18 protein-coding genes are annotated in these 21,614 nt (G+C 71.5%); 9 read left to right on the top strand and 9 right to left on the bottom strand.

Translation table 11 applies throughout. From position 1 onward, the window contains the following. Positions 1-50 precede the first annotated feature (50 nt). Positions 51-1,304: an ergothioneine biosynthesis protein EgtB gene (gene egtB / locus G4G93_RS27580; protein ID WP_165089196.1), complete on the bottom strand. Its 1,254-nt coding sequence runs from the start codon at positions 1,302-1,304 to the stop codon at positions 51-53. Positions 1,305-1,526: 222 nt separating this feature from the next. Between egtB and murI the strand changes: the two genes are divergently transcribed. The 3 genes from murI (at position 1,527) to rpsD (ending at position 4,057) form a co-directional block, all read left to right on the top strand. Next, on the top strand, positions 1,527-2,402 hold the full coding sequence (murI, locus tag G4G93_RS27585) for a glutamate racemase (RefSeq protein ID WP_165089199.1): 876 nt from the start codon (positions 1,527-1,529) through the stop codon (positions 2,400-2,402). A 36-nt stretch (positions 2,403-2,438) separates the two neighbouring features. Further along, positions 2,439-3,260 (top strand): alpha/beta hydrolase, encoded by an 822-nt coding sequence (locus G4G93_RS27590; RefSeq protein ID WP_312892276.1) that lies wholly within the window; start codon positions 2,439-2,441, stop codon positions 3,258-3,260. A 179-nt stretch (positions 3,261-3,439) separates the two neighbouring features. Beyond that, entirely contained in the window at positions 3,440-4,057 is a 618-nt protein-coding gene (gene rpsD / locus G4G93_RS27595; protein ID WP_048433566.1) for a 30S ribosomal protein S4, read from the top strand. Between the two features lie 350 nt (positions 4,058-4,407). Here the strand turns inward: rpsD and G4G93_RS27600 are convergent, their stop codons facing one another. From G4G93_RS27600 to G4G93_RS27615, 4 genes are all read right to left on the bottom strand, one after another. Further along, positions 4,408-4,839, bottom strand: a complete 432-nt coding sequence (locus G4G93_RS27600; RefSeq protein WP_165089202.1) for an HIT family protein — start codon at positions 4,837-4,839, stop codon at positions 4,408-4,410. A gap of 148 nt (positions 4,840-4,987) precedes the next feature. Next, entirely contained in the window at positions 4,988-6,157 is a 1,170-nt protein-coding gene (locus G4G93_RS27605) for a M20 aminoacylase family protein (RefSeq protein WP_165089204.1), read from the bottom strand. Positions 6,158-6,315: 158 nt separating this feature from the next. Further along, on the bottom strand, positions 6,316-7,635 hold the full coding sequence (locus tag G4G93_RS27610; RefSeq protein WP_246737057.1) for a serine hydrolase domain-containing protein: 1,320 nt from the start codon (positions 7,633-7,635) through the stop codon (positions 6,316-6,318). Between the two features lie 129 nt (positions 7,636-7,764). Beyond that, positions 7,765-8,985 (bottom strand): GNAT family N-acetyltransferase, encoded by a 1,221-nt coding sequence (locus G4G93_RS27615; RefSeq protein ID WP_165089331.1) that lies wholly within the window; start codon positions 8,983-8,985, stop codon positions 7,765-7,767. 132 nt (positions 8,986-9,117) lie between these two features. Between G4G93_RS27615 and G4G93_RS27620 the strand changes: the two genes are divergently transcribed. Then, positions 9,118-9,519, top strand: a complete 402-nt coding sequence (locus G4G93_RS27620; protein WP_395411834.1) for a hypothetical protein — start codon at positions 9,118-9,120, stop codon at positions 9,517-9,519. A gap of 156 nt (positions 9,520-9,675) precedes the next feature. Here the strand turns inward: G4G93_RS27620 and G4G93_RS27625 are convergent, their stop codons facing one another. After that, entirely contained in the window at positions 9,676-11,121 is a 1,446-nt protein-coding gene (locus G4G93_RS27625) for a polysaccharide biosynthesis/export family protein (RefSeq protein WP_165089209.1), read from the bottom strand. A gap of 383 nt (positions 11,122-11,504) precedes the next feature. Here G4G93_RS27625 and G4G93_RS27630 point away from each other — a divergent pair, with 383 nt between their 5' ends. The 3 genes from G4G93_RS27630 to G4G93_RS27640 all read left to right on the top strand — a co-directional run bounded on the left by G4G93_RS27630 (position 11,505) and on the right by G4G93_RS27640 (position 14,693). Then, entirely contained in the window at positions 11,505-12,314 is an 810-nt protein-coding gene (locus tag G4G93_RS27630) for an exopolysaccharide biosynthesis polyprenyl glycosylphosphotransferase (protein WP_312892277.1), read from the top strand. 101 nt (positions 12,315-12,415) lie between these two features. Further along, a complete protein-coding gene (locus G4G93_RS27635) occupies positions 12,416-13,624 on the top strand; it encodes a glycosyltransferase family 2 protein (RefSeq protein WP_165089212.1) in 1,209 nt (402 codons plus the stop codon). A 103-nt stretch (positions 13,625-13,727) separates the two neighbouring features. Further along, entirely contained in the window at positions 13,728-14,693 is a 966-nt protein-coding gene (locus G4G93_RS27640) for a PLP-dependent cysteine synthase family protein (RefSeq protein WP_165089214.1), read from the top strand. A 142-nt stretch (positions 14,694-14,835) separates the two neighbouring features. Here the strand turns inward: G4G93_RS27640 and G4G93_RS27645 are convergent, their stop codons facing one another. Next, positions 14,836-15,921, bottom strand: a complete 1,086-nt coding sequence (locus G4G93_RS27645; protein WP_165089217.1) for a glycosyltransferase family 4 protein — start codon at positions 15,919-15,921, stop codon at positions 14,836-14,838. Between the two features lie 273 nt (positions 15,922-16,194). Here G4G93_RS27645 and G4G93_RS27650 point away from each other — a divergent pair, with 273 nt between their 5' ends. Beyond that, positions 16,195-17,277 (top strand): hypothetical protein, encoded by a 1,083-nt coding sequence (locus G4G93_RS27650; RefSeq protein WP_165089219.1) that lies wholly within the window; start codon positions 16,195-16,197, stop codon positions 17,275-17,277. A gap of 419 nt (positions 17,278-17,696) precedes the next feature. Here the strand turns inward: G4G93_RS27650 and G4G93_RS27655 are convergent, their stop codons facing one another. Beyond that, complete coding sequence (locus G4G93_RS27655; protein WP_165089221.1) at positions 17,697-18,458, bottom strand: response regulator transcription factor; 762 nt, start codon at positions 18,456-18,458, stop codon at positions 17,697-17,699. 1,746 nt (positions 18,459-20,204) lie between these two features. Here G4G93_RS27655 and G4G93_RS27660 point away from each other — a divergent pair. Then, complete coding sequence (locus tag G4G93_RS27660) at positions 20,205-21,011, top strand: WecB/TagA/CpsF family glycosyltransferase (RefSeq protein WP_165089224.1); 807 nt, start codon at positions 20,205-20,207, stop codon at positions 21,009-21,011. Between the two features lie 78 nt (positions 21,012-21,089). On the opposite strand, the gene rplS is transcribed toward G4G93_RS27660, so the two are convergent. Then, positions 21,090-21,488 (bottom strand): 50S ribosomal protein L19, encoded by a 399-nt coding sequence (gene rplS / locus G4G93_RS27665; protein ID WP_165089226.1) that lies wholly within the window; start codon positions 21,486-21,488, stop codon positions 21,090-21,092. Between the last annotated feature and the right edge of the window lie 126 nt (positions 21,489-21,614).

Below are 21,614 nucleotides of genomic sequence, written 5' to 3' on the forward strand. Positions count from 1 at the left end.
CCGAGATCGTTCGGCCCCCGGCAGGGGCCCGCATCGAGGCGCGTCGCGCCTCACTCCCCGTACTGAGATAGACGCAGGCCCGTGAACTGCCAGCGCTGGTGAGGGTAGAAGAAGTTCCTATAGGTCGGCCGGCTATGTCCCTGCGGCGTCGCCGCCGACGCACCGCGCAGCACGAACTGGCTGACCATGAACTTGCCGTTATACTCGCCGAGCGCGCCCGGCAGCGGGCGGTAGCCCGGATAGGCGCTGTAGGCGCTGCGGGTCCATTGCCAGACATGGCCGAAGGCGGCGTCGAGGGAGCCGCTCGCCGCCTCCCACTCGGCCTCCGTCGGCAGGTCGCGCCCGGCCCAGCGGGCGAAGGCGTCGGCCTCGTAGTAGCTGACATGGGTGACCGGCAGAGCCGGATCGACGGGCTTCAACCCGGCGAGCGTCATGCTCGACCACACCCCGTCGGCCCGGCGCCAGTAACCCGGCGCCTCCCAGCCCTCGTTCTGCGCGGCGACGTAGCCGTCGGAGAGCCACAGCCCGGGCTTGGCGTAGCCGCCATCCTGCATGAATTCGAGCCACTCGCCGTTGGTGACGAGGGCGCGGTCGAGGCTCACGGGCCGCAGCAGGACGTCGTGGCGCGGCTCCTCGTTGTCGAAATGGAAGCCTGCGCCCGCATGTCCCATCTGGGTCACGCCGCCCGGGAGCGCCACGCGGCCCTGCTTCTGCTCGAGGGAGGGCCAGCGCCAGCCCGGGTCGTAGGCCGGCAGCAGCGGGTTCTGGGCGAAGGCGTGCAGGATGTCGGTGAGCATCAGCTCCTGGTGCTGCTGCTCGTGGTGCAGGCCGATCTCGACGATGCCGACGATCTCCGCGAGCGTCCCCTCCGAGGCCCCGGCGATCAGGTCGGCGACGGCGTGGTCGACATGGGCGCGGTAGGCCGCCACCTCGTCGCAGGTGGGGCGGGTGACGAGGCCGCGGCTGATCCGCGGCGCGCGCGGGCCCGCCTGCACGTAGTAGGAGTTGAACAGGTAGAAGAAGCGCTCGTCGAAGACGGCATAGCCCGGCACCATCGCGGTCAGCAGGAACTGCTCGAAGAACCAGGTCGTGTGGGCGCGGTGCCACTTGGTCGGGCTCGCATCCGGCATCGACTGGATCTGCTGGTCCTCCGGGGAGAGCGGGGCGGCACGGCGCTCGGTCTCGTCGCGGACGTGGCGGAAGGCCGCGATCCAGGCCCCCCGGTCGATCGGGCGGGCATCCACGGGGGGCGGAGGGAACGCGGGGCGCGTGTCGGGGACCTGCGCGGTCGCGGTCGCTGCCATCGGATCATCCCTCATGCGTCGATGGATCGTTCACGATCAACGTCGGTCGGGGGAATGCGTTTCTCCAGCGCGGCGTTACCGCGCAGCTTGGGCCCCGGTGCCGCCGCGCCGCTTGTGCGTTGCAACGAGAAGCCCGGCCATTCTGCCGCCGCTTTGACCAAGCCTTAACGATCGCGCCGGACTCTCGACGGCAATCTCCATACCTCTCGGTCAAGACCTCTCATGCGGTTCGATCTGATGGCCGGCACTGCCGCGGCGCCCCTGGCGCCGATCACCCGTGCGCCGGTGGTTCTCGTGTTCGATTCCGGCCTCGGCGGCCTCACGGTGCTCGCCGAGGTGCGGCGCGCCCGGCCCGATGCCCGGGTGGTCTACGCCGCCGACGACGCGGCCTTCCCGTATGGCGGCCTCGCCGAGCCGGTGCTGGTGGCGCGGGTGCTCGCCGTCATGGAGCGGCTGATCGCGCTGCACGCCCCCGACCTCGTCGTGGTGGCCTGCAACACCGCCTCGACCCTGGTGCTGCCGGCCCTGCGCCGGCGCTTCGACGTGCCCTTCGTCGGCACCGTGCCGCCGATCAAGCCGGCCGCCGCCGCGACCCGCTCCGGCCTCGTCAGCGTGCTCGCCACCCCCGGCACCGTGCGGCGCGACTATACCCGCGACCTCGTCGAGACCTACGCGGCCGGCTGCAGCGTCACCCTGGTCGGCGCCACCGGCCTCGCCTCCCTCGCCGAGGCGGCGCTCTCCGGCCTGCCGGTCTCGGATGCCGACCTCTGGGCCGAGATCGGGCCGTGCTTCGTCGAGGGCGAGGCCGGCCGCACCGACGTGGTGGTGCTCGCCTGCACCCATTACCCCCTGCTGCTCGCCCGCTACCAGGCCCTCGCCCCCTGGCCGGTGACCTGGATCGATCCCGCCCCGGCGATCGCCCGGCGGATGATCCAGCTGATCGGCGGTCCCCTCCGCCGGACCGGCGACGATACACCCGGCCCGGTGCTCGCCGCCTTCACCTCCGGCGACCGGCTGACGCCGGCCCTGCGCACGGCGCTCGCCGATCGCGGCGTCGCCGAGGTGGCCTTCGAGGCGATGCCGCTCGTGCTGCAGTGAGCCGGATCCAGTGAGCCGGCCCCCCTGCGAGGTCCCGTGGCCCTCGCGCGGCCGATGACGGTCGCGGCCATCCTGCTCGTCGCGGTGCTGGCGCTCTACGGCGCGGTGATCGCGGCGTTCTGGTGGTTCCAGCGCGGCCTGCTCTATCCGGGGCAGGGCGGTCCGGTGCCGGCCGATACGGCGCGCCTGCCGCCGGCCGTCGAGACGATCACGGTTCCGACCGCGGATGGCGAGCGCCTGCGCGCCCTCTGGCTGCCGCCGGCCCCGGGCGCCGGCATGGTGGTGAGCTTCCACGGCAATGCCTCGCTCCCCGAATGGCACGCGGAGCGCTTCGCCGCCGGGCCGTGGCGGGCCCGGGGCTGGGGCATGATGGCGCCGGCGTATCGCGGCTATCCGGGCTCGACCGGCCGCCCGAGCGAGGCCGGCCTGATCGCCGACGGCCTCGCGGCCGTGGCGGAGGCGCGGCGCCGCGCCCCCGGGGCGCCCGTGCTTCTGCACGGCCATTCCCTCGGCGCGGCGGTCGCCGTCGCGGTGGCGGCCCGGATCGGGGCGGAGGGCGTGCAGGGTCTCTACCTGGAAGCGCCGTTCGACTCGATGACCGCGATGGCCCGCTACCATTTCCGCTTCCTGCCGGCGGGGCTCCTCGCCGACACGTGGCACTCCGACAGGATCATCGGCACCGTCTCCGTGCCGATCCTGATCGTGCACGGCGAATCCGACCCGGTGATCCCCGAGAAGTACGGCGCCCGCCTCGCGCGGATCGCCCGGGCCGACTTCGTCGGGGTGCCGGGCGACCACGTCTCGATCTTGGGAACCCGGGATGGCAAGGCCGCGGCGCGGTTCCGGCCAGCCCCTTGAGTCTTGACCCGAAACGGTTCGTCGCCTAAGAGCGCCCGGTTCGTGGGGCTCCGGTTCGGGGCCCCGCAGCATTTTGCGCACCCGCGAGCGGCTCGTCACGGCCGCTCTGTCGCCCCGGATTCGGGGGGAGGAGGGCGCGTTCCTCTCATACGTGATGCAGATTCTCTAGAGGACACGCGATGTCGAAACGCGTTCAGGCGAAGCACAAGCTCGATCGCCGCATGGGCCAGAACATCTGGGGCCGCCCGAAGAGCCCCGTGAACCGCCGCGAGTACGGCCCGGGCCAGCACGGCCAGCGCCGCAAGGGCAAGATGTCCGACTTCGGCACGCAGCTGCGCGCCAAGCAGAAGCTCAAGGGCTACTACGGCAACATCACCGAGAAGCAGTTCCGCCGCTACTACGCCGAGGCGATCCGCCTGCGCGGCGACTCGGGCGAGAACCTGGTCGGCCTGCTCGAGCGCCGCCTCGACGCGGTGGTGTACCGCTCCAAGTTCGTGGCGACCCCATTCGCCGCCCGCCAGTTCGTGAACCACGGCCACATCCGGGTGAACGGCGTGCGCGTCAACATCCCGAGCTACCTCGTCAAGCCGGACGACGTGATCGAGATCAAGGAATCGTCCAAGCAGCTCGAGATCGTCGTGGTGGCGAGCCAGCTCGCCGAGCGCGACGTGCCCGACTACATCGAGGTCGACCACGGCAAGATGACCGCGCGCATGACCCGCGTGCCGACCCTGTCCGAGGTCCCGTACCCGGTGCAGATGGAGCCGAACCTGGTCATCGAGTTCTACTCGCGCTGATCCGCGCGACGCGAGAACCGAGACGTTTTTGGAAAGCCGCCCGAGAGGGCGGCTTTTCTATTTGGGCTGAAGACGGGCGCCGCTTCGCGCCGGCCGCCCGAGACGAGGCCCGCTCCCACACCGTGCTGCGAGACCGGGCAAGCGCGGGAGCGCCGGCTCCGCGATGCCCGGAATCGTCGATCGCGTCGGGCGGACGTGGCGATGGAGCATTTTCCGACGAACCGGTGTCCACTTCGTCGGAAAACACTCTAAGCAGATCTCGCAAAAGTGGCTGCCAGGTTTGCGACAAAAATCTGCGACAAGATAAGAGTCTACGCGCACGAAGCGTTGGTCTGCCAACGCGAGTCTGCTCAGCTCGCGAGCGCCGCCCGGATCCGCTCCGCATGCTGCGCCAGGACGGCCGGATCGGCCATGCCCTCGACATGGCGCCGCGGCGCGACGCCCTCGTGCCGGGGCAGGACGTGGACGTGGAGGTGGTACACCGTCTGGCCCGCCGCCGCCTCGTTGTACTGGTAGACTGCGACGCCGTCGGCCGCGAAGGCTGCCTTGGCGGCTCGGGCCACCGTCTGGACGGCGGCGTAGAGAGGGCCGAGGGTGGCCGGGTCCGCGTCGAGGAGGTTGCGGCTCGGGGTCTTGGGCACCACCAGCGTGTGGCCGTCGGCCTGGGGCATCACGTCCATGAAGGCGATGACGTGCTCGTCCTCGTAGACCTTGTGGCAGGGGATCTCGCCCCGCAGGATCTTGCCGAAGATGTTCTGGGGGTCGTAGGCGGTCTCGGTCATCGTCTCGTCCTGTCGGGCGCCAACCCGTTCGCTGACGCGTCGTGCCGCCCTGCCGGCCATCTCGGGTTCCGCTGCGCGGCCCCGCGATGACGCAGGGAGAAGGCGTCGCCGGAGCTTATCCGAACGGCCGCCCTCCCGGAACCGCCCCTCAGCCGGCGGCCGCCGCCGAGCGCCGCTCGACCAGCCGGGCGAAATACGCTGCGCCGAGCGGGATGATCGCATCGTCGAAGTCGAAGGCGGCGTTGTGCAGGTTCGCGCCGGCCTTGCCCCCGAGCCAAGCATAGGCGCCCGGCACCGCGTGCAGCATGTCGGCGAAGTCCTCGCTGCCCATCTTGGGCTCGGGCGCGGTGTCGACCTTGGCGGCGCCGAACAGCTCGGTGGCGATCTCGGCGGCGGCCTGGGCCTGCGCCTCGGCGTTGCGCAGGACCGAGAAGATGTTGCGGATCTCGACCGTGATCTCGGCCCCGAAGGTCGCCGCGATGCCGGCCGAGATCTCGCGCATGCGCTTGGCGACCAGGGCGCGGATGTCGTCGTCGAAGGTGCGGATCGTGCCGGCGAGGTGGGCCTCCTCGGGGATCACGTTGTAGGCCGCGCCGGCATGGACCTGGGTGATCGACACGACCGCCGATTGCAGTGGGTCGGCATTGCGGCTGACGATGGTCTGGATCGCCTGGACCAGCGCGGCCTGGACCACGACGGGATCGATGCCGCGGTTCGGCTGCGCCCCGTGGGCGCCGCGTCCCACGATGCGGATGTCGAAGAAGTCGGCCGCCGCCATGGCGGCGCCGGCCCGCACCGAGAGTTCCCCGGTGCGTCCGCTCGGGTTGTTGTGCAGGCCGTAGACCTCGTCGCAGGGGAACCGCGAGAACAGCCCGTCGGCCAGCATGGCGCGGGCGCCGCCCAGGCCTTCCTCGGCGGGCTGGAAGATGAACACCGCGGTGCCGTCGAAGTCGCGGGTCTCGGCCAGGTACTTGGCGGCGCCGAGCAGGATCGTGGTGTGGCCGTCATGGCCGCAGGCGTGCATCTTGCCCGGCACCGTCGAGCGGTAGGGGAGGTTGGTCGCCTCCTCGATCGGCAGGGCGTCCATGTCGGCGCGGAGCCCGATGCGCCGGGTGCTGGTGCCGCGGCCCTTCAGCACCCCGACCACGCCGGTGCGGCCGACCTCGCGATGCACCTCGATCCCCCAGGAGGCGAGTTTGTCCGCCACGATGCCGGAGGTGCGCACCTCCTCGAAGCCGAGTTCGGGATGGGCGTGCAGGTCGCGCCGGATCGCGGTGAGCGCGTCGAGGTCGGCGGAGATGCGGTCGATCGGGGACATGCGGCGGGACGCTCCGGGCGGCGACGTTTCTTGGCGGCCCGCATCGCGCGGGGCCTGGACGGGGCGCATCCTCAGATGCGGTCCCGCCCGAGTCCAGGGGCGCGGATGCATGGCTGGCGCCTTGCGCCTTGCTCCTCGGCGTCCCGCGCCCCGGTCGCTCAATCGGCGATGGCGCCGTAGACGAGCTGCTTGATCTCGCGCCGGTAGAAGGCCCGGCTCGGGCCCGGCGCCTGGGTCATCATCACCACCGCCAGTTCCTCCTTGGGATCGACCCAGAAGAACGTGCCGGCATAGCCCGCCCATAGGAACTCGCCCTTCGAGCCCGGCACGCCGGCGATGCCGGCCTCCTTGCGCACCATGAAGCCGAGGCCGAACGTGTAGCCGGGTACGCCCATCAGCAGTTCGCCGGGGCCGACCACCGGCTTGATGCGTTCGCCGAGATGGTCGGCGGTCATCAATTCGACGCTGGTGCGGCTGAGCACCCGCGCACCGTCGAGGCTGCCGCCGTCGAGCATGGCTTGCGCGAAGCGCAGGTAGTCGGCGGCGGTGCCGTAGCCGCCGGCGCCGCCGGAATCGTTCTTCGGCACGGCGCCGTCGATCAGCCGGTTTGGCGCTCCGGTGGCGGGATCGGTCGGCAGGGACTGGGCGATCCGCCCGGCCTTGTCGGCCGGCACCGAGAAGCCGGTCTCGCTCATCTTGAGCGGCCGCAGCACCCGTTCCGCCAGGTAGTCGCCGAGGCGCTGGCCCGAGGCTTTCTCGACCACGCGGCCGAGCACGTCGACCGCGAGGCTGTACTGCCAGACCGTGCCGGGCTGGTAGGCGAGCGGCGCGCCCGCGATCCTCGTCGTGAACTCCTCCGGGGTGAGGTCGGTGGTGTTGTAGTCGAAATCGGGCTTGAACAGCCCGGCTTTGGCGTAGGCCGCCTTCACCGCCGGGTTGGTGGTGATCTCGCCGTAGGCGAGGCCGGCGGTGTGGCGCAGAAGGTCCTGGACGGTCGGCGCGCGCTCCGCCGGCACCAGATCGGGCGAGGCCTCGCCGAGCGCGTTGGGGCGGCTCGCCGCCACCTTCGGGTCCTTGAACTCGGGCAGGTACTTCGAGACCGGGTCGGTGAGCTGGAGACGGCCGTCCTCCATCAGCGTCATGGCGGCGACCGAGGTCAGCGGCTTCGTCATCGAGTAGATGCGGAAGATCGCATCCTTCTCGAGCGGCGCGCCGGCGGCCTTGTCGCGGAATCCGACGCTCTCGGCGTAGGCGAGGCGTCCGCGCCGGGCGACCATCACCACCGCGCCGGGCAGGCGGCCGGCCGCCACCTCCTGCTCCATCACCTGCCGGATGCGGCCGAGCCGCTCGGCGGACAGCCCGACCTCCTCCGGCCGAGCCGGCGCCAGGGCCTCGCCGCTGCGCGGCCTCAGGGCCTGATCGGCCAGGGCCGGCACGGCGAGCACCGTGAGCGCTACCCCGATGCACCCCAGAAGCAACCGGCGGGACGCGCATCCGCGTCCTCCCTCGCTCGTCCGCATGACGTTCCGCTCCCGAAAACCGGAGCCTCTTTCCGGGCCCCGTACATTCAAGCGTAACGGCGTGCCGGCCGGGGCGCTACCGCCCCGTCACTCCTCGCCTTTCCGGAAGGGCGTCGCCTCGTCGAGGGCTTCCGCCGCGGCCTCGACGTGGCGCGCCTCGCGGGCGAGGTAGTCGGCGATGGCCGCCCGCAGGCCCGGATCGGCGATGTCGTGGACCGAGTGCGTGATGACCGGGCGGTAGCCGCGGGCGAGCTTGTGCTCGCCCTGCGCCCCGGCCTCGACCCGGGCGAGGCCGCGGGCGATCGCGAAGTCGATTGCCTGATAGTAGCAGACCTCGAAATGCAGGAACGGGTGGTCCTCGATGCAGCCCCAGTTGCGGCCGTAGAGGGCGCGGTCGCCGATGAGGTTGATGGCGCCGGCCACGTACTGGCCCTCGCGGCGAGCCATCACCAGCAGGATGCGCTCGGGCATGCGCTCGCCGATGAGCGAGAAGAAGCGCCGGTTGAGGTAGGGCCGGCCCCATTTGCGCGAGCCGGTATCCATGTAGAAGCGGTAGAAGGCGTCCCAATGCGCTTCCGTCAGGTCCGAGCCGGTGACCCACTCGACGGTGAGCCCGGCCGCGAGCGCGTCGCGCCGCTCGCGCTTGATCGCCTTGCGCTTGCGCGAGGCCAGCGCCCCGAGGAAATCGTCGAAGCTGGCGTAGCCGTCGTTGTCCCAGTGGAATTGCTGGTCGACCCGGCGCAGGAAGCCGAGATCGCCGGCCCGCTCGGCTTCCGTCTCGGGCAGGAAGGTCGCGTGGATCGAGGAAGCCTGGACCTGCTTGCGCAGGGCCCGCAGGCCGACGACGAGGGCGGCGGTGGCCTCCTCCGGATCCTCGCCCGGGGCGATCAGGAAGCGTGGGCCGGTGACCGGCGTGAACGGCACGCTGACCTGGAGCTTCGGATAGTAGCGGCCGCCGGCGCGCTCGAAGGCGTCGGCCCAGCCGTGATCGAACACGTACTCGCCCTGCGAATGGGACTTCAGGTAGCAGGGGGCGTATCCGATCACCGTGCCGTCGCGCTCGGCGGCGACGTGCAAGGGCAGCCAGCCGGTGCGCCCGCCGACGCAGCCCGATTCCTCGAGGGCCGCCAGGAAGGCGTGGCTGACGAAGGGGTTGTGGCTCTCGGCCGCCCCCGCCAGCGATTCGGCCGAGAAGGCGCAGCGGTCCCAGTCGGCCGCCGCGATCTCGGAGATGCGCTGGACGACGCGGACCTGCAAGGCGCCCGCCGCCGGGGTGGCGCCGCACCCTGCTTCGCCGGTATTCTCCATGGGATCGGGAGTTAGGTCGCGGGCCGCGGGACGGCAATGCGGCGCGGCCTCGCAGGCGTTCGGCGCGAGGGCGGGGCGCGAGGGCGGCATGAGCGGGAACCGTCGGGCCGTCTTGCCACTTTGTTTCCCATCATGATCACCGACGACACCCCGACGCGCCCGCGCGACCCCACGGCGATGCCGATGTCTCCGCAAGGCTCTCCCGATCCGCGGGCCGAGGATCCTCGGGATCCTCTCGCCAGGGCCTGGGACGAGCGGATCGCCCGGCTGCTCGACCTGCTGCCGCAGCGGGTGGGCGGCGCCGTCGCCTGGCTGCGGGCGCCGTCGCGGCGCTGGGTCCGGATCCCGGCGGCGATCCTGCTGATCCTCGGCGGCTTCCTGGCGGTGCTGCCGGTCTTCGGGCTGTGGATGCTGCCGCTCGGCCTCGCCCTCCTCAGCGAGGATCTTCCGGGCATGAAGCCGTCGCTGGAGCGATCGGCCCGCTGGCTGGAGGAGAAGTGGCGGCGGGTGGCCGCGTGGTGGCGCGGCCGGTAATCGACGACCGCTGGTATAACCCGTCGCCAAACGGACTCGCACCTTGCCGCCGCACCGGGTCATCCCGGGCTCCGCGGCGCAGCCCCGGAACGGCATGGCGGGTATGATCCCGGTCCGGCGGTCACCCCTTCGCGGCTCCTCCTCGGGACCGATCCGTCAATTCAACGACGTCATCGCCCCCCCGGGCCGGGTCGCACTCGGCCAGGATACCGCCGGCAGGTCGCCGTTCGGCAATTCGACCGTCACCGCGTCGCCCGGCATCAGGGCGGTGTTCTCCTCGGCGCCGATCTCCTGCGTCGTCGGCCCGCTCTGGCGGGCGATGCGGTAGGTCGGCCTGGCGCGCCGCGCCTGGACGCGGTCGGAGAGGAAGCGCGGGGCGGAGACCTCGGCCTCGATGATCAGCCGCTCGGCCATCTCCATCCGGGGCTTCAGCTGCTCCAGCGCCCGCTGGGTGTCGCGCATCTCCCCCGTCACCTCGGTGGCGCGCTTGCTGCGCATGTCGAGGATCGTGATGTCGGCCCGGGAGATCGATTCCCGGGCGCGCAGCAGGTCGGTGGTGGTGCGCAGCTTCTCGCTCTCCATCTGGGCCATCGAGCGGCCGGCCGCGATGGTGCGCTGCTGCGTGGCGAGGCCGCGCTCGGCGAGCTGCTCGTTGCTGCGGATCTCGGTGGCGATCAGCTTGATCTGGGTGTCGATGGTGGCGAGCTGGCCGTTCAGCGCGTCGATCTGCTGGCGCAGGAATCGCTTGAGGTCCTCGATGGCGTCGACCTGTGCCGCCAGCGCCTTGCGGCGGGCCTCGAAGATCGAGGTCTCGCGCTCCATCAGCGCCTGGAGGCCGGGATCCGGGCGCCCGGCCAGATCCTTCGGGAACTCAACCTTCGGCTTGTCGTCGCGCTCGGCGGCGAGGCGCACGAGGCGGATCGCCAGCTGGTCGCGGTCCTTCTGCAACCCGGCGAGGTCGCCGCGCGCGGCGATCGCGTCGCGTTCCAGGCGCAGCAGGCCGCTGTCGGCGACGCGCGGCGGACCGCCCGCCAGAGCCACCGCCTTGCCCACCGTCAGCCCCGGCCGGAAGAAGTATTCTCCGGGCTTGTCGACGGCCCCCGTGATGTAGAACGGCCGGTACTGGGCGATCTCGACCGCGGTGTCGGGGGCGTCCGCCAATTCCATGCGGTCGCGCAGGCGCTTCGCCACCAGCCGGCCGACCTCCCGGGTCGGCAGGCCGGCCGCCGGGACGTCGCCGATGATCGGCAGCGACAGCGTGCCGTCCGCCCCGATGGTGAACTCGTCGTTGAGCGCCGTCCAGGCGAAGATCTCGTCGCGGCTCGCCCGCCATTCGAACACCCGCAGCCGGATCCGGTCGAGCGGCCCGAGCACGTAGCCGGTGGGGACGGTCGCGGGAGAGGACGCGGGAGACGGTGCGGGGGACTTGCCCGCCGGGGCGGCGACCGGCGGGACGGGGGACGACGCGCCGGCCGCCGCCGCGATCCCGGCGGGCAGGCACAGGGCACCGAGGACGAGCCCGTACCGGAGGGAGGCGAGGCGTGGGGCGGCCAGGATGCGGGCACGAAGGATACGGGCAGGAAGACGGGAGCTTGCGCGCATGCGGGTCTGGCCTTCTCGTCCCGGCCGGCGCGGGGCCGGATGTCGCCGAGGGGGATGGGGTCACGGTGGAGCAGGGTCGACCCTCGACTCTCCGGCCACGCCGCGCAGCCTCCCAATAAGCGGTAGGCCGGCATCCGCCGCCCGTGCCTTGCTTCTCCGATCCGCCATCACGTTCGTCGTGCCGAGCGGCATTGTCGCTCCGCGAACGACGTAGTCCCAGTATAACCGGCGTATCCCCGGCTGATATTCTGGTGAAATTGACCGAACTGCCGTGCCCCTGCGTATCGTCTAACGCTCTTTAACGGTGGAGACGGCGAATGGCTCGTGGAGTGCGGCCGCAATCCCGCGTGAGCGGGGGCGATGAGCTTGCGGGCGGGGGGCTTGTGAACGGAGGTCTCGCGAGCGAGGCGCTCGCGGGAGGAGGCCTCGCAGGAGGAGGCCTTGGTGGGGGAGGCGTCGCGGCCGGGGCCTATCCGGGCGGCCTCGCGCTCCTGCTCGCGCCGGGTCTGGCTCCCGGGCGCACCTCTGGGCTCGTGCCGCTGGCGCCGGTGGCGGAGGCCCCCGTCCTCCCGGCCCGGCCGGCCATCGCGCCCCGGCGCGGGGCGGGGCCGGTGCTCAAGCGTGCGTTCGACATCGTGGGGTCCGCCCTCGGCCTGGTCCTGCTGCTGCCGCTGCTTCTCGCCATCGCGGTGTTGATCAAGTGGGATTCGCCCGGACCGGTGCTCTTCCGCCAGAGTCGCATCGGGCTCGGCAACCGGCCTTTCCGGGTCTGGAAGTTCCGGACCATGAGCTGCTGCGAGAACGGGCCGGTGATCCGTCAGGCCCAGCCCGGCGACCCGCGGGTGACCCGAATCGGCCGCTTCCTGCGCCGCACCAGCCTCGACGAGCTGCCCCAGCTGGTGAACGTGCTCCTCGGCTCGATGTCGCTCGTCGGGCCGCGGCCGCACGCGGTGGCGCACGACGCGCATTTCGCCGGCCTCGTCGACCGCTACGCCGAGCGCCACGCCATGCGCCCGGGAATCACCGGCTGGGCCCAGGTGCGCGGCTGCCGCGGCGAGACGCCGAACGCCGCCGCGATGCAGCGCCGGGTCGATCTCGACCTCGCCTATATCGAGCATTGGTCGGTGCTGCTCGATCTCATCATCCTGGCCATGACGCTGCGCGAGGTTTTCCGCTCGCAGGCTGCCTACTGAACCCCGGCACCGGGTCCCGCCCCCACTCCCGAACCCTGCCGTGACCCGGCCGCGCGGCGCGCGGCCGGGCGCCGAGCGACCGCGCCCGAGGAACCCTCTCCATGCTCGTCGTCGACCTCCTGCTCTGCGCCCTGGCGCTCGCCGGCGCGGTGCCGGTCCTCGTCCTGGCGGCGCAGGTCCTGGCCTCGCTGCCGGCCCTGCGCCCGGTGCCGGCCGCGCCCCGCCGCCCCTCCCTCGCGGTGCTGGTCCCGGCCCATGACGAGGCCGGGCTGATCGCCGGCACGGTGGCGGCCCTGCGCGACGGCCTTCAGCCCGGCGACCGCCTCCTGGTGGTGGCGGACAATTGCCGCGACGCCACCGCCGCCGCGGCGCGCGAAGCCGGCGCCGAGGTGGTGGAGCGCCACGATCCCGCGCACCGGGGCAAGGGCTACGCCCTCGATTTCGGCTATCGCCACCTCGCGGCCGGCGGGCTCCCGGAGACCCTGGTGGTGGTCGATGCGGATTGCGCCCTGGCGCCGGCCTGCCTCGACCGCATCGCGCGGCTGAGCGCCGCCCACGACGCGCCGGTCCAGGCCGCCTACCGTCTGGCTCCGCCGCCGCTCGCCTCGTCGTCCCTGCGGATCGCCACCGTGGCGACGGTGATCAAGCAGATCGGCCGGCCCCTCGGCGGCCACCGCCTCGGCTGGCCCTGCGGCATCTCGGGCACCGGCTTCGCGGTGCCGACACGGCTCCTCGGGTTGCCGGACGGGCCCGCGCTCGCGAACGGACACCTGGCCGAAGACCTCAAGCTCGGCCTCGACCTCGCCCTCGCCGGCCATCCGCCCCGCTTCTGCCCGCAGGCGGAGGTGAGGAGCGTCCTGCCGGCCGGCGCCGCGGCGCGCCGGACGCAGCAGACCCGCTGGGAGCACGGCCATCTCTCGCTGATCCTGCCCTATGCCGGCGCACTCGTCCGCGCCGCCCTCCGGCGCGGCGATGCCCGGCTCGCCGCGATGGCCCTCGACCTCTGCGTGCTGCCCCTCGTCACCCTGGCGCTGGCCGAGGCCGGGCTCTTCGGGCTCGGCGCGGCCTGGTGGGGGCTCGGCGGCGGCGCGGCTCCGGTGCTGATCTCCGGCGCGAGCCTCGGGCTCCTGGTCCTCGTCGTCGCGGCAGCGGCCCGGCGCTGGGGCGCCGGCCTCCTCGGCTGGCGCGACCTCGCGGCCCTGCCCGGCCTCGTCGCCGGCAAGGCCGCCATCCTCCGGCGCTTCCTCGGCCGGCGGCAGACGGAGTGGGTGCGAACCGAGCGGGCCGGGGAGGGGCCGCCGGTGGGATAGGGCACAAACCCCGTCGGCCCGGACCATGCGAGGGGCGGCGTCGAGGCCCTGGGCGGACGCCAGGGCCCTGCCGCAAGGGCGGTGGGGCTGCTACGCTCGCCCGATGAGCCCGCCGTCTCCCAACCCGACCCTCACCACCGATCGGGCCGTCCCCTCCGCCCTCGATCTGATCGGCAACACGCCGCTGATCGCCCTGGATCGCCTTCACCGTGGACCCGGCCGCATCCTGGCGAAGGCCGAGTTCATGCAGCCCGGCGGGAGCGTCAAGGACCGGGCCGCCCGTGCCGTCGTCCTCGCCGCGCGCGAGGACGCGCGCCTGGCGCCCGGGGCCCCCGTCGTGGAAATGACCAGTGGCAACATGGGGGCCGGTCTCGCCGTGGCCTGCGCCGCGCTGGGGCATCCCCTCGTGGTCACGATGTCGGCCGGCAACAGTCCCCAGCGGGCCCGGATGCTCGAAGCACTCGGGGCCGAAGTCGTCCTGGTGCCGCAGATCGACGGGGCACCGGGGCAGGTCACCGGGGCCGACGTGAACGCGGCGGCGGACGCGGCGCGGCGCATCGCGGCGGAGCGGGGCGGCTACTACGTCGACCAGTTCCACGCGCCGGAGTGCCTGCGCGCCCACCGCGAGACGACCGGGCCGGAAATCTGGGAGCAATCCTCGGGCCGGGTCGATGCCTGGGTGGCTGCCGTGGGGACGGGCGCGACGTTTCTCGGCGTGGCGGCGGCATTGCGGGAACGCCATCCGGGCGTCGTCTGCGCCGCCGTCGAACCGGACGGCTGTCGGCCTTTGGCGGGGCTGCCGATCACGAGGCACCGCCACCTCATTCAGGGCACGAGCTACGGGAGCGTGCCTCCGCACTGGGATGGCGGTCTGATGGACCTGTCGATCCCCGTGACCGACGAGGAGGTGGAGCGCTGGCGTCGGGCCCTCGCAACGCAGGAGGGCTTGCACGTCGGCTATTCGGCCGCCGCCAACGTGGCTGCAACCGTTGCGCTGCTGTCGTCCGGCCTCCTGCCCGCCGACGCGACGGCGGCGACCGTCCTCTGCGATACGGGCTTGAAATATTGAGGCCGGCGGTGCCCGGTTTCCATCCACGGCCATCCTCGGCACGGTCGATCTGATCGGGGGCAACCGTCACGCCTCCCGTCCCTCCGCCTCGACTCACCCCGCCCGATTCGGGGCGGCCGCCCCACGAAGGATCCCTGACCGGTCAGCGGGCCGGCCTCCGCCATTCGGCGGCCCCGGTACCGTCCTCGGTCGCTCCCCCGGCCGAGTCCCCGGCCGCGATCTGCGCCTGCTTCAGCACAGCCGCCATCGCGGGGGCGACCGCCCGGAAGGTGGTGCCCTCGGCGACCGTCCGGCGGGCGCCGGCGCCGAGGCGCGCCCGGAGCACGGGATCGTCCCACAGGGCCGCGATGGCATCGGCCAGCGCCTCGGGATCCTCCGGCGGCACCAGGAGTCCGTTCCGCCCCTCGGCCACGTAATCCTCGGTCCCGGCGGCCCGGGTGGCCACGACGGGCTTTGCCAGCATCATCGCCTCCAGCACCGTGACCTGGCCCGAGGTGAAGGCGGTGTTGCGCAGCGGCACGACGTTGACCCGGGCCCGGGCGCAGAGATCGTGGCACTGGGCGATGTCCAGCCCGTTCAGCACCGTGACGTTGGGCGGCAGCGTCACCCCCTCGACGGCATGGGCTCCGGCGACGATCACGGTCGGCACCCCGAGCCGCGCCGCCGCCGCCGCCAGGGTGTGGTAGTCGCGGTTGGCCGAGCCCATCGCGAGCACGAAGGGCGCCGCCTCGTCCTCGTGCGCCTCCCGCGGCTCGTCGTGGATCGACAGGGGCACGAAGATGAAGCGTTCCTCCGGCAGGCCGAGCCAGGCGGCGTAGAGCGCGATCTCGCGGCGCGAATGCACCACGAACACGTCGACCTGGCCCAGTACCGCCCGGGCGAGGTACGCCTTCAGGCCTCCCGGCGTCCGCCCGAGGTTGAAGCACCAGGCGACGAGCGGCACGTCCCTTCGCCGCAGGACGAGCTTGAAGAGGGCGGCGGTCGCGGCGAGCTGGGGGAAACCGGTCATGATCCCGGCCTCGCCCCGGGGCGCCGCCCGCACCAGCCGCCAGGCCCGCCAGGCGTGGCGCAGGTAGTCGAACCATTCCGACGCCCCGGTCACGGGCCGCGAGCGGTCATGGTCGTAGGGCGCCGGCGCCGCCCTGAAGCGGTCGGGCCCCTCGACATAGCTCGTGATCCAACCGCCGCCCTCGTCCCGCAGGAACGGAATCGCGAGGATCCACTGCATCGAACCGGCTCCCGTCTGGTCGCGTCGCATCCCGGCTCGTCGCAGCCGTCGACCGGGCGGCAGTGTACGGTCGTCCGAGCGGGCCTGGGCGGGACCATCCGGCGGCGGGCATGCCGGGCGCGGACCCGATAAAGGCGGCGGGGTACTCCCAAAGGTGAAGGTCCTGCCCGTCCTCCGGCGGAGACGGAGCGCCGGCAGGCGGCCTGAAGGCGGTTTTTCGCTCGAGGCCCCGGCCCGCTACCCTGACGGGGTCCTGCCGGGAGATCCGCGCCGATGCTTCGCTCCGCTGCCGCCCTCGCCCTGGTCCTCGCCCTGCAAGGCGCCGCCTGGGCCCAGCAAGGCGCCGCGAAGGCGGACGCCGCGCCGGCCGCCGAGGCGCCCGGACCGTTCCGGGATCCCGCCGCCCAGCCCTTCGCCTCGACGAGCATCTGGAACACGCCGCTCGGGCGCGGGGCCGAGTTCCAGTCCGGCACCGACGCCGAGACGGCGCTCCTGCGCAACCAGAATGCCGGCGGCCCCGCCGGCGCCTTCGCGTGGATCGGCGGCCATGCCTTCGGGATCTACCGACAGGGACCGGACGATCCCGTGCGGCCCTGGACCTATCGCGGGCGCCCGCCGACCGTGCCGTGGCCTCATGGCGGGTCGCCCGGCGGCGGCCGCTTCTCGATGCGCACCCCGCCCGGGATCGCCTTCATGGGCGGCGGCGGCGACGGGCACGCGGTCCTCGTCGACGAGGAGGGCCGCTACGCCTACGAGATGTGGCGCGCCGCCGCCGACCCGGGCGGCCAGACCTATTCGGCGCATTACATCATCCGCACCGACCTGCGCGGCAGCGGCATTGCCGCCCGGACCGGGACCTCGGAGGGCGTGCGGGCCTTCGGCGGCTCGCTCATCGGGGGTCTGGTGCGCCGGGCCGAGCTCGACCGGGGCGAGATCCGCCACGCCATCGCGATGGCGGCGAGCACCAGCCAGGCCAGCCCGAACCGCATCGTCTGGCCGGCCTCGACCACCGACAATGACGGCCGCAACGGGCATACCGGCGTGATCCCGATGGGCGCCCTGTTCGCGATCCCGCCGCAGGTCGATCTCGACCGGCTCGGCCTCAAGACGCGGGAGGGCCGGGCGCTGGCCCGGGCGTTCCAGGAATTCGGCGGCTACATCACCGACACCGCCTCCCGCACGCTGGCGATCGCCTATCTCGAGGAGGGCTGCACCGAGACGCAGATCGACCACCTGCAATCGGACAAGGACCGGATCCTGGCGGTGCTGGCGATGGTGACGAACAACTCCGCCGCCCATCCCGGCGGCCCCGGCCCCCGCGTCGCCGCCCCGCCGCCGCCGCTGAAGGGGGAGTGATGCGAATTCCGGGCGGATTCCTCGCCGGATTCGCATCAGCCGCCCGCGAAGCGCCGGAGCAAAGCCGATTTCCGCGTCGCGCGGCGACCGGTCGGAATCCGTACGCGCTTTTCGCGCCGTCTCCCACACTCTGGCCAGCCCGGGGCCGCGCAGCGGCACCGGGACACGACGGAGCGGGATCCAGACATGCGGAAAGTTCAGCATAAAGCGGACAGCGTTCCGCCTTATCCTGGACCAGCAGCAGTTTTGGGTTGCTCTCCGCGCGCAGCCAGGTCCGGGCGCCGCTGGGCGGCTCCGGTGATACAGTCTCGCTCGTGAGATGAAAGCTCGGTCAGGAAGGAACGGCGAGCCACCCGATCGGAACCGGAACGCAGGTTCGGGCGATCCCGGCGCGGGAGGCTTCCCCCGCGCCCCCTTCGTCACATCTTCATGTCGGAGCGGGATTCGAAGGCCCGGATCGCCACCTCGGTCCGGTTGGTCGCCCCGACCTTGCGCATGATGTTGCGCACATGCACCTTGACGGTGCTCTCCTTCATGTTGAGCTCGAAGGCGATGATCTTGTTCGCCTTGCCCTTCTGCAACTGCTCCAGCACCGCGGTCTGGCGCGGGGTGAACTGGCTGCGGGGGTCGGCCGCGTTGGCCTCCTCGGCGCCGGTCCGGCGCTGCAACAGGCAGCTGGCGGGCACGAACACGCCGCCGGCCCGCACCAGGCGCATCGCCTCGATCGCCACCTTCAGGCTGACATTGGTCGGAATGTAGCCGCGGGCGCCCTCGTTGAGGCGCTCGACGATCTCACCCGGATCCTCGCTGTCGCAGAGCAGGACCAGGCTGGTATTCGGCCCGATCCGAGAGCGCAGGGCGGCCTCGCGCTGGGCGCCGCCGCGAGCGGCGTCGCGGGGATCGTAATAGAGCACCACCAGGTCGCCGTCCCGGTGACCGACCTTGCCGCGCTCCCACTCGTCGATCGACGCGAAGGTCACGACGTCCTGGTCCGGGATCGCCTCGGCCAGGCAGTTGCGCAGGCATTCGCGCAGCAGCTGCCGCGGTTCGATGATCGCGATGGCCGGCTTCAAGCCGGCCTCGGCCCCCGGCTCGAACGTGTCTGCCGGGGTCTCATTCACCTCGACCAGTCTGCGGCCCCGCGAAGCGAGGCCGTAATCAACGAGAGCAGGCGTCGACATGCTTCACCTCCACCACTGTACGATCAATCATTATTGTTGGATGGGCGTCGCAGACGGATGGTCACGCCACGGTCGAGCCGCGCAGTGCCACTCCTTGCCCCGGAGCCGGATCGGTGAAGGTTGCGGGCGCCGTTGAGCCCCCGACTGCGTGATCCAGTCGATCCGGCCCTTCGCTCCCACCCGCTCCTTCTGACTTCAGTCCTAACACGGCCATAAAGCAGTTACAATCCTTTATGTGGTGGTTTAGCAGCTCCTCCATTGATGAATGTGCGTAGCTTGATTGATCGCCTTCCTGGCCCTTCAGTTTTTCGACACACGCAGGACGTGCATCCCAGAAAAGACCTATGGAACATTATTGACGTAGGAGCATATCCGGCGGGCATGCGACAGCGCCCGACGGGATATCGACTGTCCCCGGGCGCTCTCGACTTCGAAGCGAGGCTTTAAATCAGATTATCACGATCGCGTGTGCCTGATCGTGGAGACCGATCCGAGCGTCGTCCGATGCGTCACGGGGGTACGCCGTATCGACATGGCAGGGGAATGCCGCCCCAGGTCGAAGCCAGGGGTTCCGGGTCGGGACCCGGGGATGGCGCAGGCCGCGCCGGTCGTGGCGGGATGCAGGGCGGTCATCGTCTTCCGCCCTTCGTCCTCGTTCCACCTCATTGCGGCTCCTACACATTAAACTATGTATCAAACCTGACACGACGCTCGCTGGATAGCTTGCGCCTGGCTGGCTCAACAATCATCTGAAGCAGGATGCGTCAACCATATCGTTTGATAATTTTTAACGGCAATCACTGGGCAGAAATGTTTCAGACGAGAAAAGACCACGGGCAGGCCCGTGATCCGCCCACAACCGGTCGCGACAGCAAACCCGTGATGTGGGGCGCCGACCACGGCGCGGACGCTGCCCTTGCTCATGCCGGAATGGACCGGCGGCAGGATGCGGGGGGCGCGCGTCGCCTCCGGCCGCTGCAGGGTTGAGCGCGGTCGCAAGGCGGACAGGCCGGCTCGGGATGGAGACACGTCACGCCGCTGCGCCGGGGCGCGCGGGATCGTTCGATCGGTTCGATCGGGACCCCGTTCTGGCATGTCCACCTCGAGTCCGGCGGAGTGCCGGCGGTCCGTCGGCGCGCGGCGACGACCGTGTCGCGGCGTACCCTGTACTCGCCCGGACGCCGCCTGCGCGTTTTTAACCTGTGGTTGTATTTATGTGCTGGATCTCCACCGGCCGCCGCCACCTGGCTCGAAGGGCCTGCGACGTCGGAAACGCCCACCCCGTGCCGGCGCCAGAACCTGGTCGTCGCCGTGGTCCAATCCTCAAGTCCCATCGAGGCGCCTGCGGCGGTGACGACCCGGGGATGGCGGTCGGCGGTGATCGTCACGCCCTCGCGCAGGAGGGCGCAGGCGCCGAACGTGCAGCCATCGACGTCGGCAGGATCGGGTAGTCCGGTGCTCGCATCGATCCAAGCCGTCACGACCGGCATCCCGCTCCCGTCCGGAAATCGCTTCCGAAACCGCGCAGAAACGCTATGCGGCCGATGCGGCGAAGTAGTCGTGCCAATGCGAACGTCGGCGCTCCGCCCAAATTGCCTGTAGAACGCCAGAACGGATCGATCCTGCTACCGCTTCGGAGGTATAGCCCGACATCACGATCAATCCGGCGGGTCGGCGCGCCTCGCCGTTTTCCGCACTGGGCAGGACGGGGCGGATCCGGACACTCGTTCGCGAAGGAGCACCCTCATGCCCACCTTAGCGGACACCGCCCCGACCTGCGTGGTCAGGGGCCTGAGCTTCGACGCCTTGGCGACGGCGCTGGCCCGGGGCCGGGCCACGGTCTTCACCCTCAACATGATGCATATGCGGCTGCTGGCGCGGGACCCGGAATTCCGCGAGAGCTACCGCCAGGCCTCGATCGTCACCCTCGACAGCAATCTGCTCAACACGGTCTTCCTGCGCCGGCGCATGACCGTCGCCACCGGCAGCGATCTCGTGCGGCACCTCTCGGCGCGGCGGAGCTTGCGCGACCGCTCGGTCGTGCTGATCGGCAACGTGACGGCCGAGGAGGCCGCCTCGGTGATGGCGACCCGCCGGCTCGACGTCGTGCGGCCGCCCTTCGGCTTCATCCACGATCCGGCGGCGGTGGAGGACGTGATCGCCCGGGTGCGCGACCTTGCGCCGGACGTGGTGTTCATCGCCGTCGGCGCGCCGCAGAGCGAGATGCTGGCCTTGCGCCTGCGTCGCGCCGGACTCGTCGATCCCTCGATCCTGTGCTGCGGTGCCGCCTTCGAGTTTCTGCTCGGCAAGCAGACCCGCTCGCCGGCCTTCCTGCGCCGCACCGGCCTCGAATGGGCCTGGCGGCTCGCGAGCAACCCGCGCCGCCTCGCCGGCCGCTACGCCTCGGATGCCGGCTTCCTGCTCTCGATGCTGGGCCCGCTGACGCGGCTCGCCCGCTCCGGCGCGGTCAAGGTCGGGGGGCTGCAACTGCAGTTCCGGCAGGAGACGGGTCCGGACCTGAAGCTCGGGCGCGGGGCGCTCGGGGCCGGGTAGGTCCACGACGCAAAAAGGCCGCCTCGACCCGGACGGGGAGGCGGCCTCTTCATGCTCCGCGGTGTCTCGCGACGGGGATTATTCCGCGGCCGCGGGCTTCCTGGTCTTGCCCTTCTCGGCGCCGCGCTCGGCGCGCTCGGCGATGCGGGCCGACTTGCCGCGACGATCGCGCAGGTAGTACAGCTTGGCGCGACGCACCTTGCCGCGGCGGACCACCTTGATCGAATCGATGTTTGGCGAGTAGACCGGGAAGACGCGCTCGACGCCCTCGCCGTACGAGATCTTGCGGACGGTGAAGCTCTCGTTGATGCCGCCGCCGGACCGGGCGATCACGACGCCTTCGTAAGCCTGCACGCGGCTGCGCTCGCCTTCCTTGACCTTGACGTTCACGATGACCGTGTCGCCGGGCTCGAAGTCGGGGATCGTCTTGTTGAGCTGAGCGATCTGCTCCTGCTCGAGCTGCTGGATGATGTTCATCGGTCAAACTCCTGCCGTCGCCGCCGCGCCCCGGGATGGGATCCGGCGTCAGGATTTCGGCGTCCTGTTGTGAGTTGCCGGCTCCTTACAGGAACGGCCGCGGCTTGTCGACACGCGCAAGCAGGG

This window comes from Methylobacterium sp. DB0501, from assembly GCF_011043735.1.
GTDB classification, from domain to species: domain Bacteria; phylum Pseudomonadota; class Alphaproteobacteria; order Rhizobiales; family Beijerinckiaceae; genus Methylobacterium; species Methylobacterium alsaeris.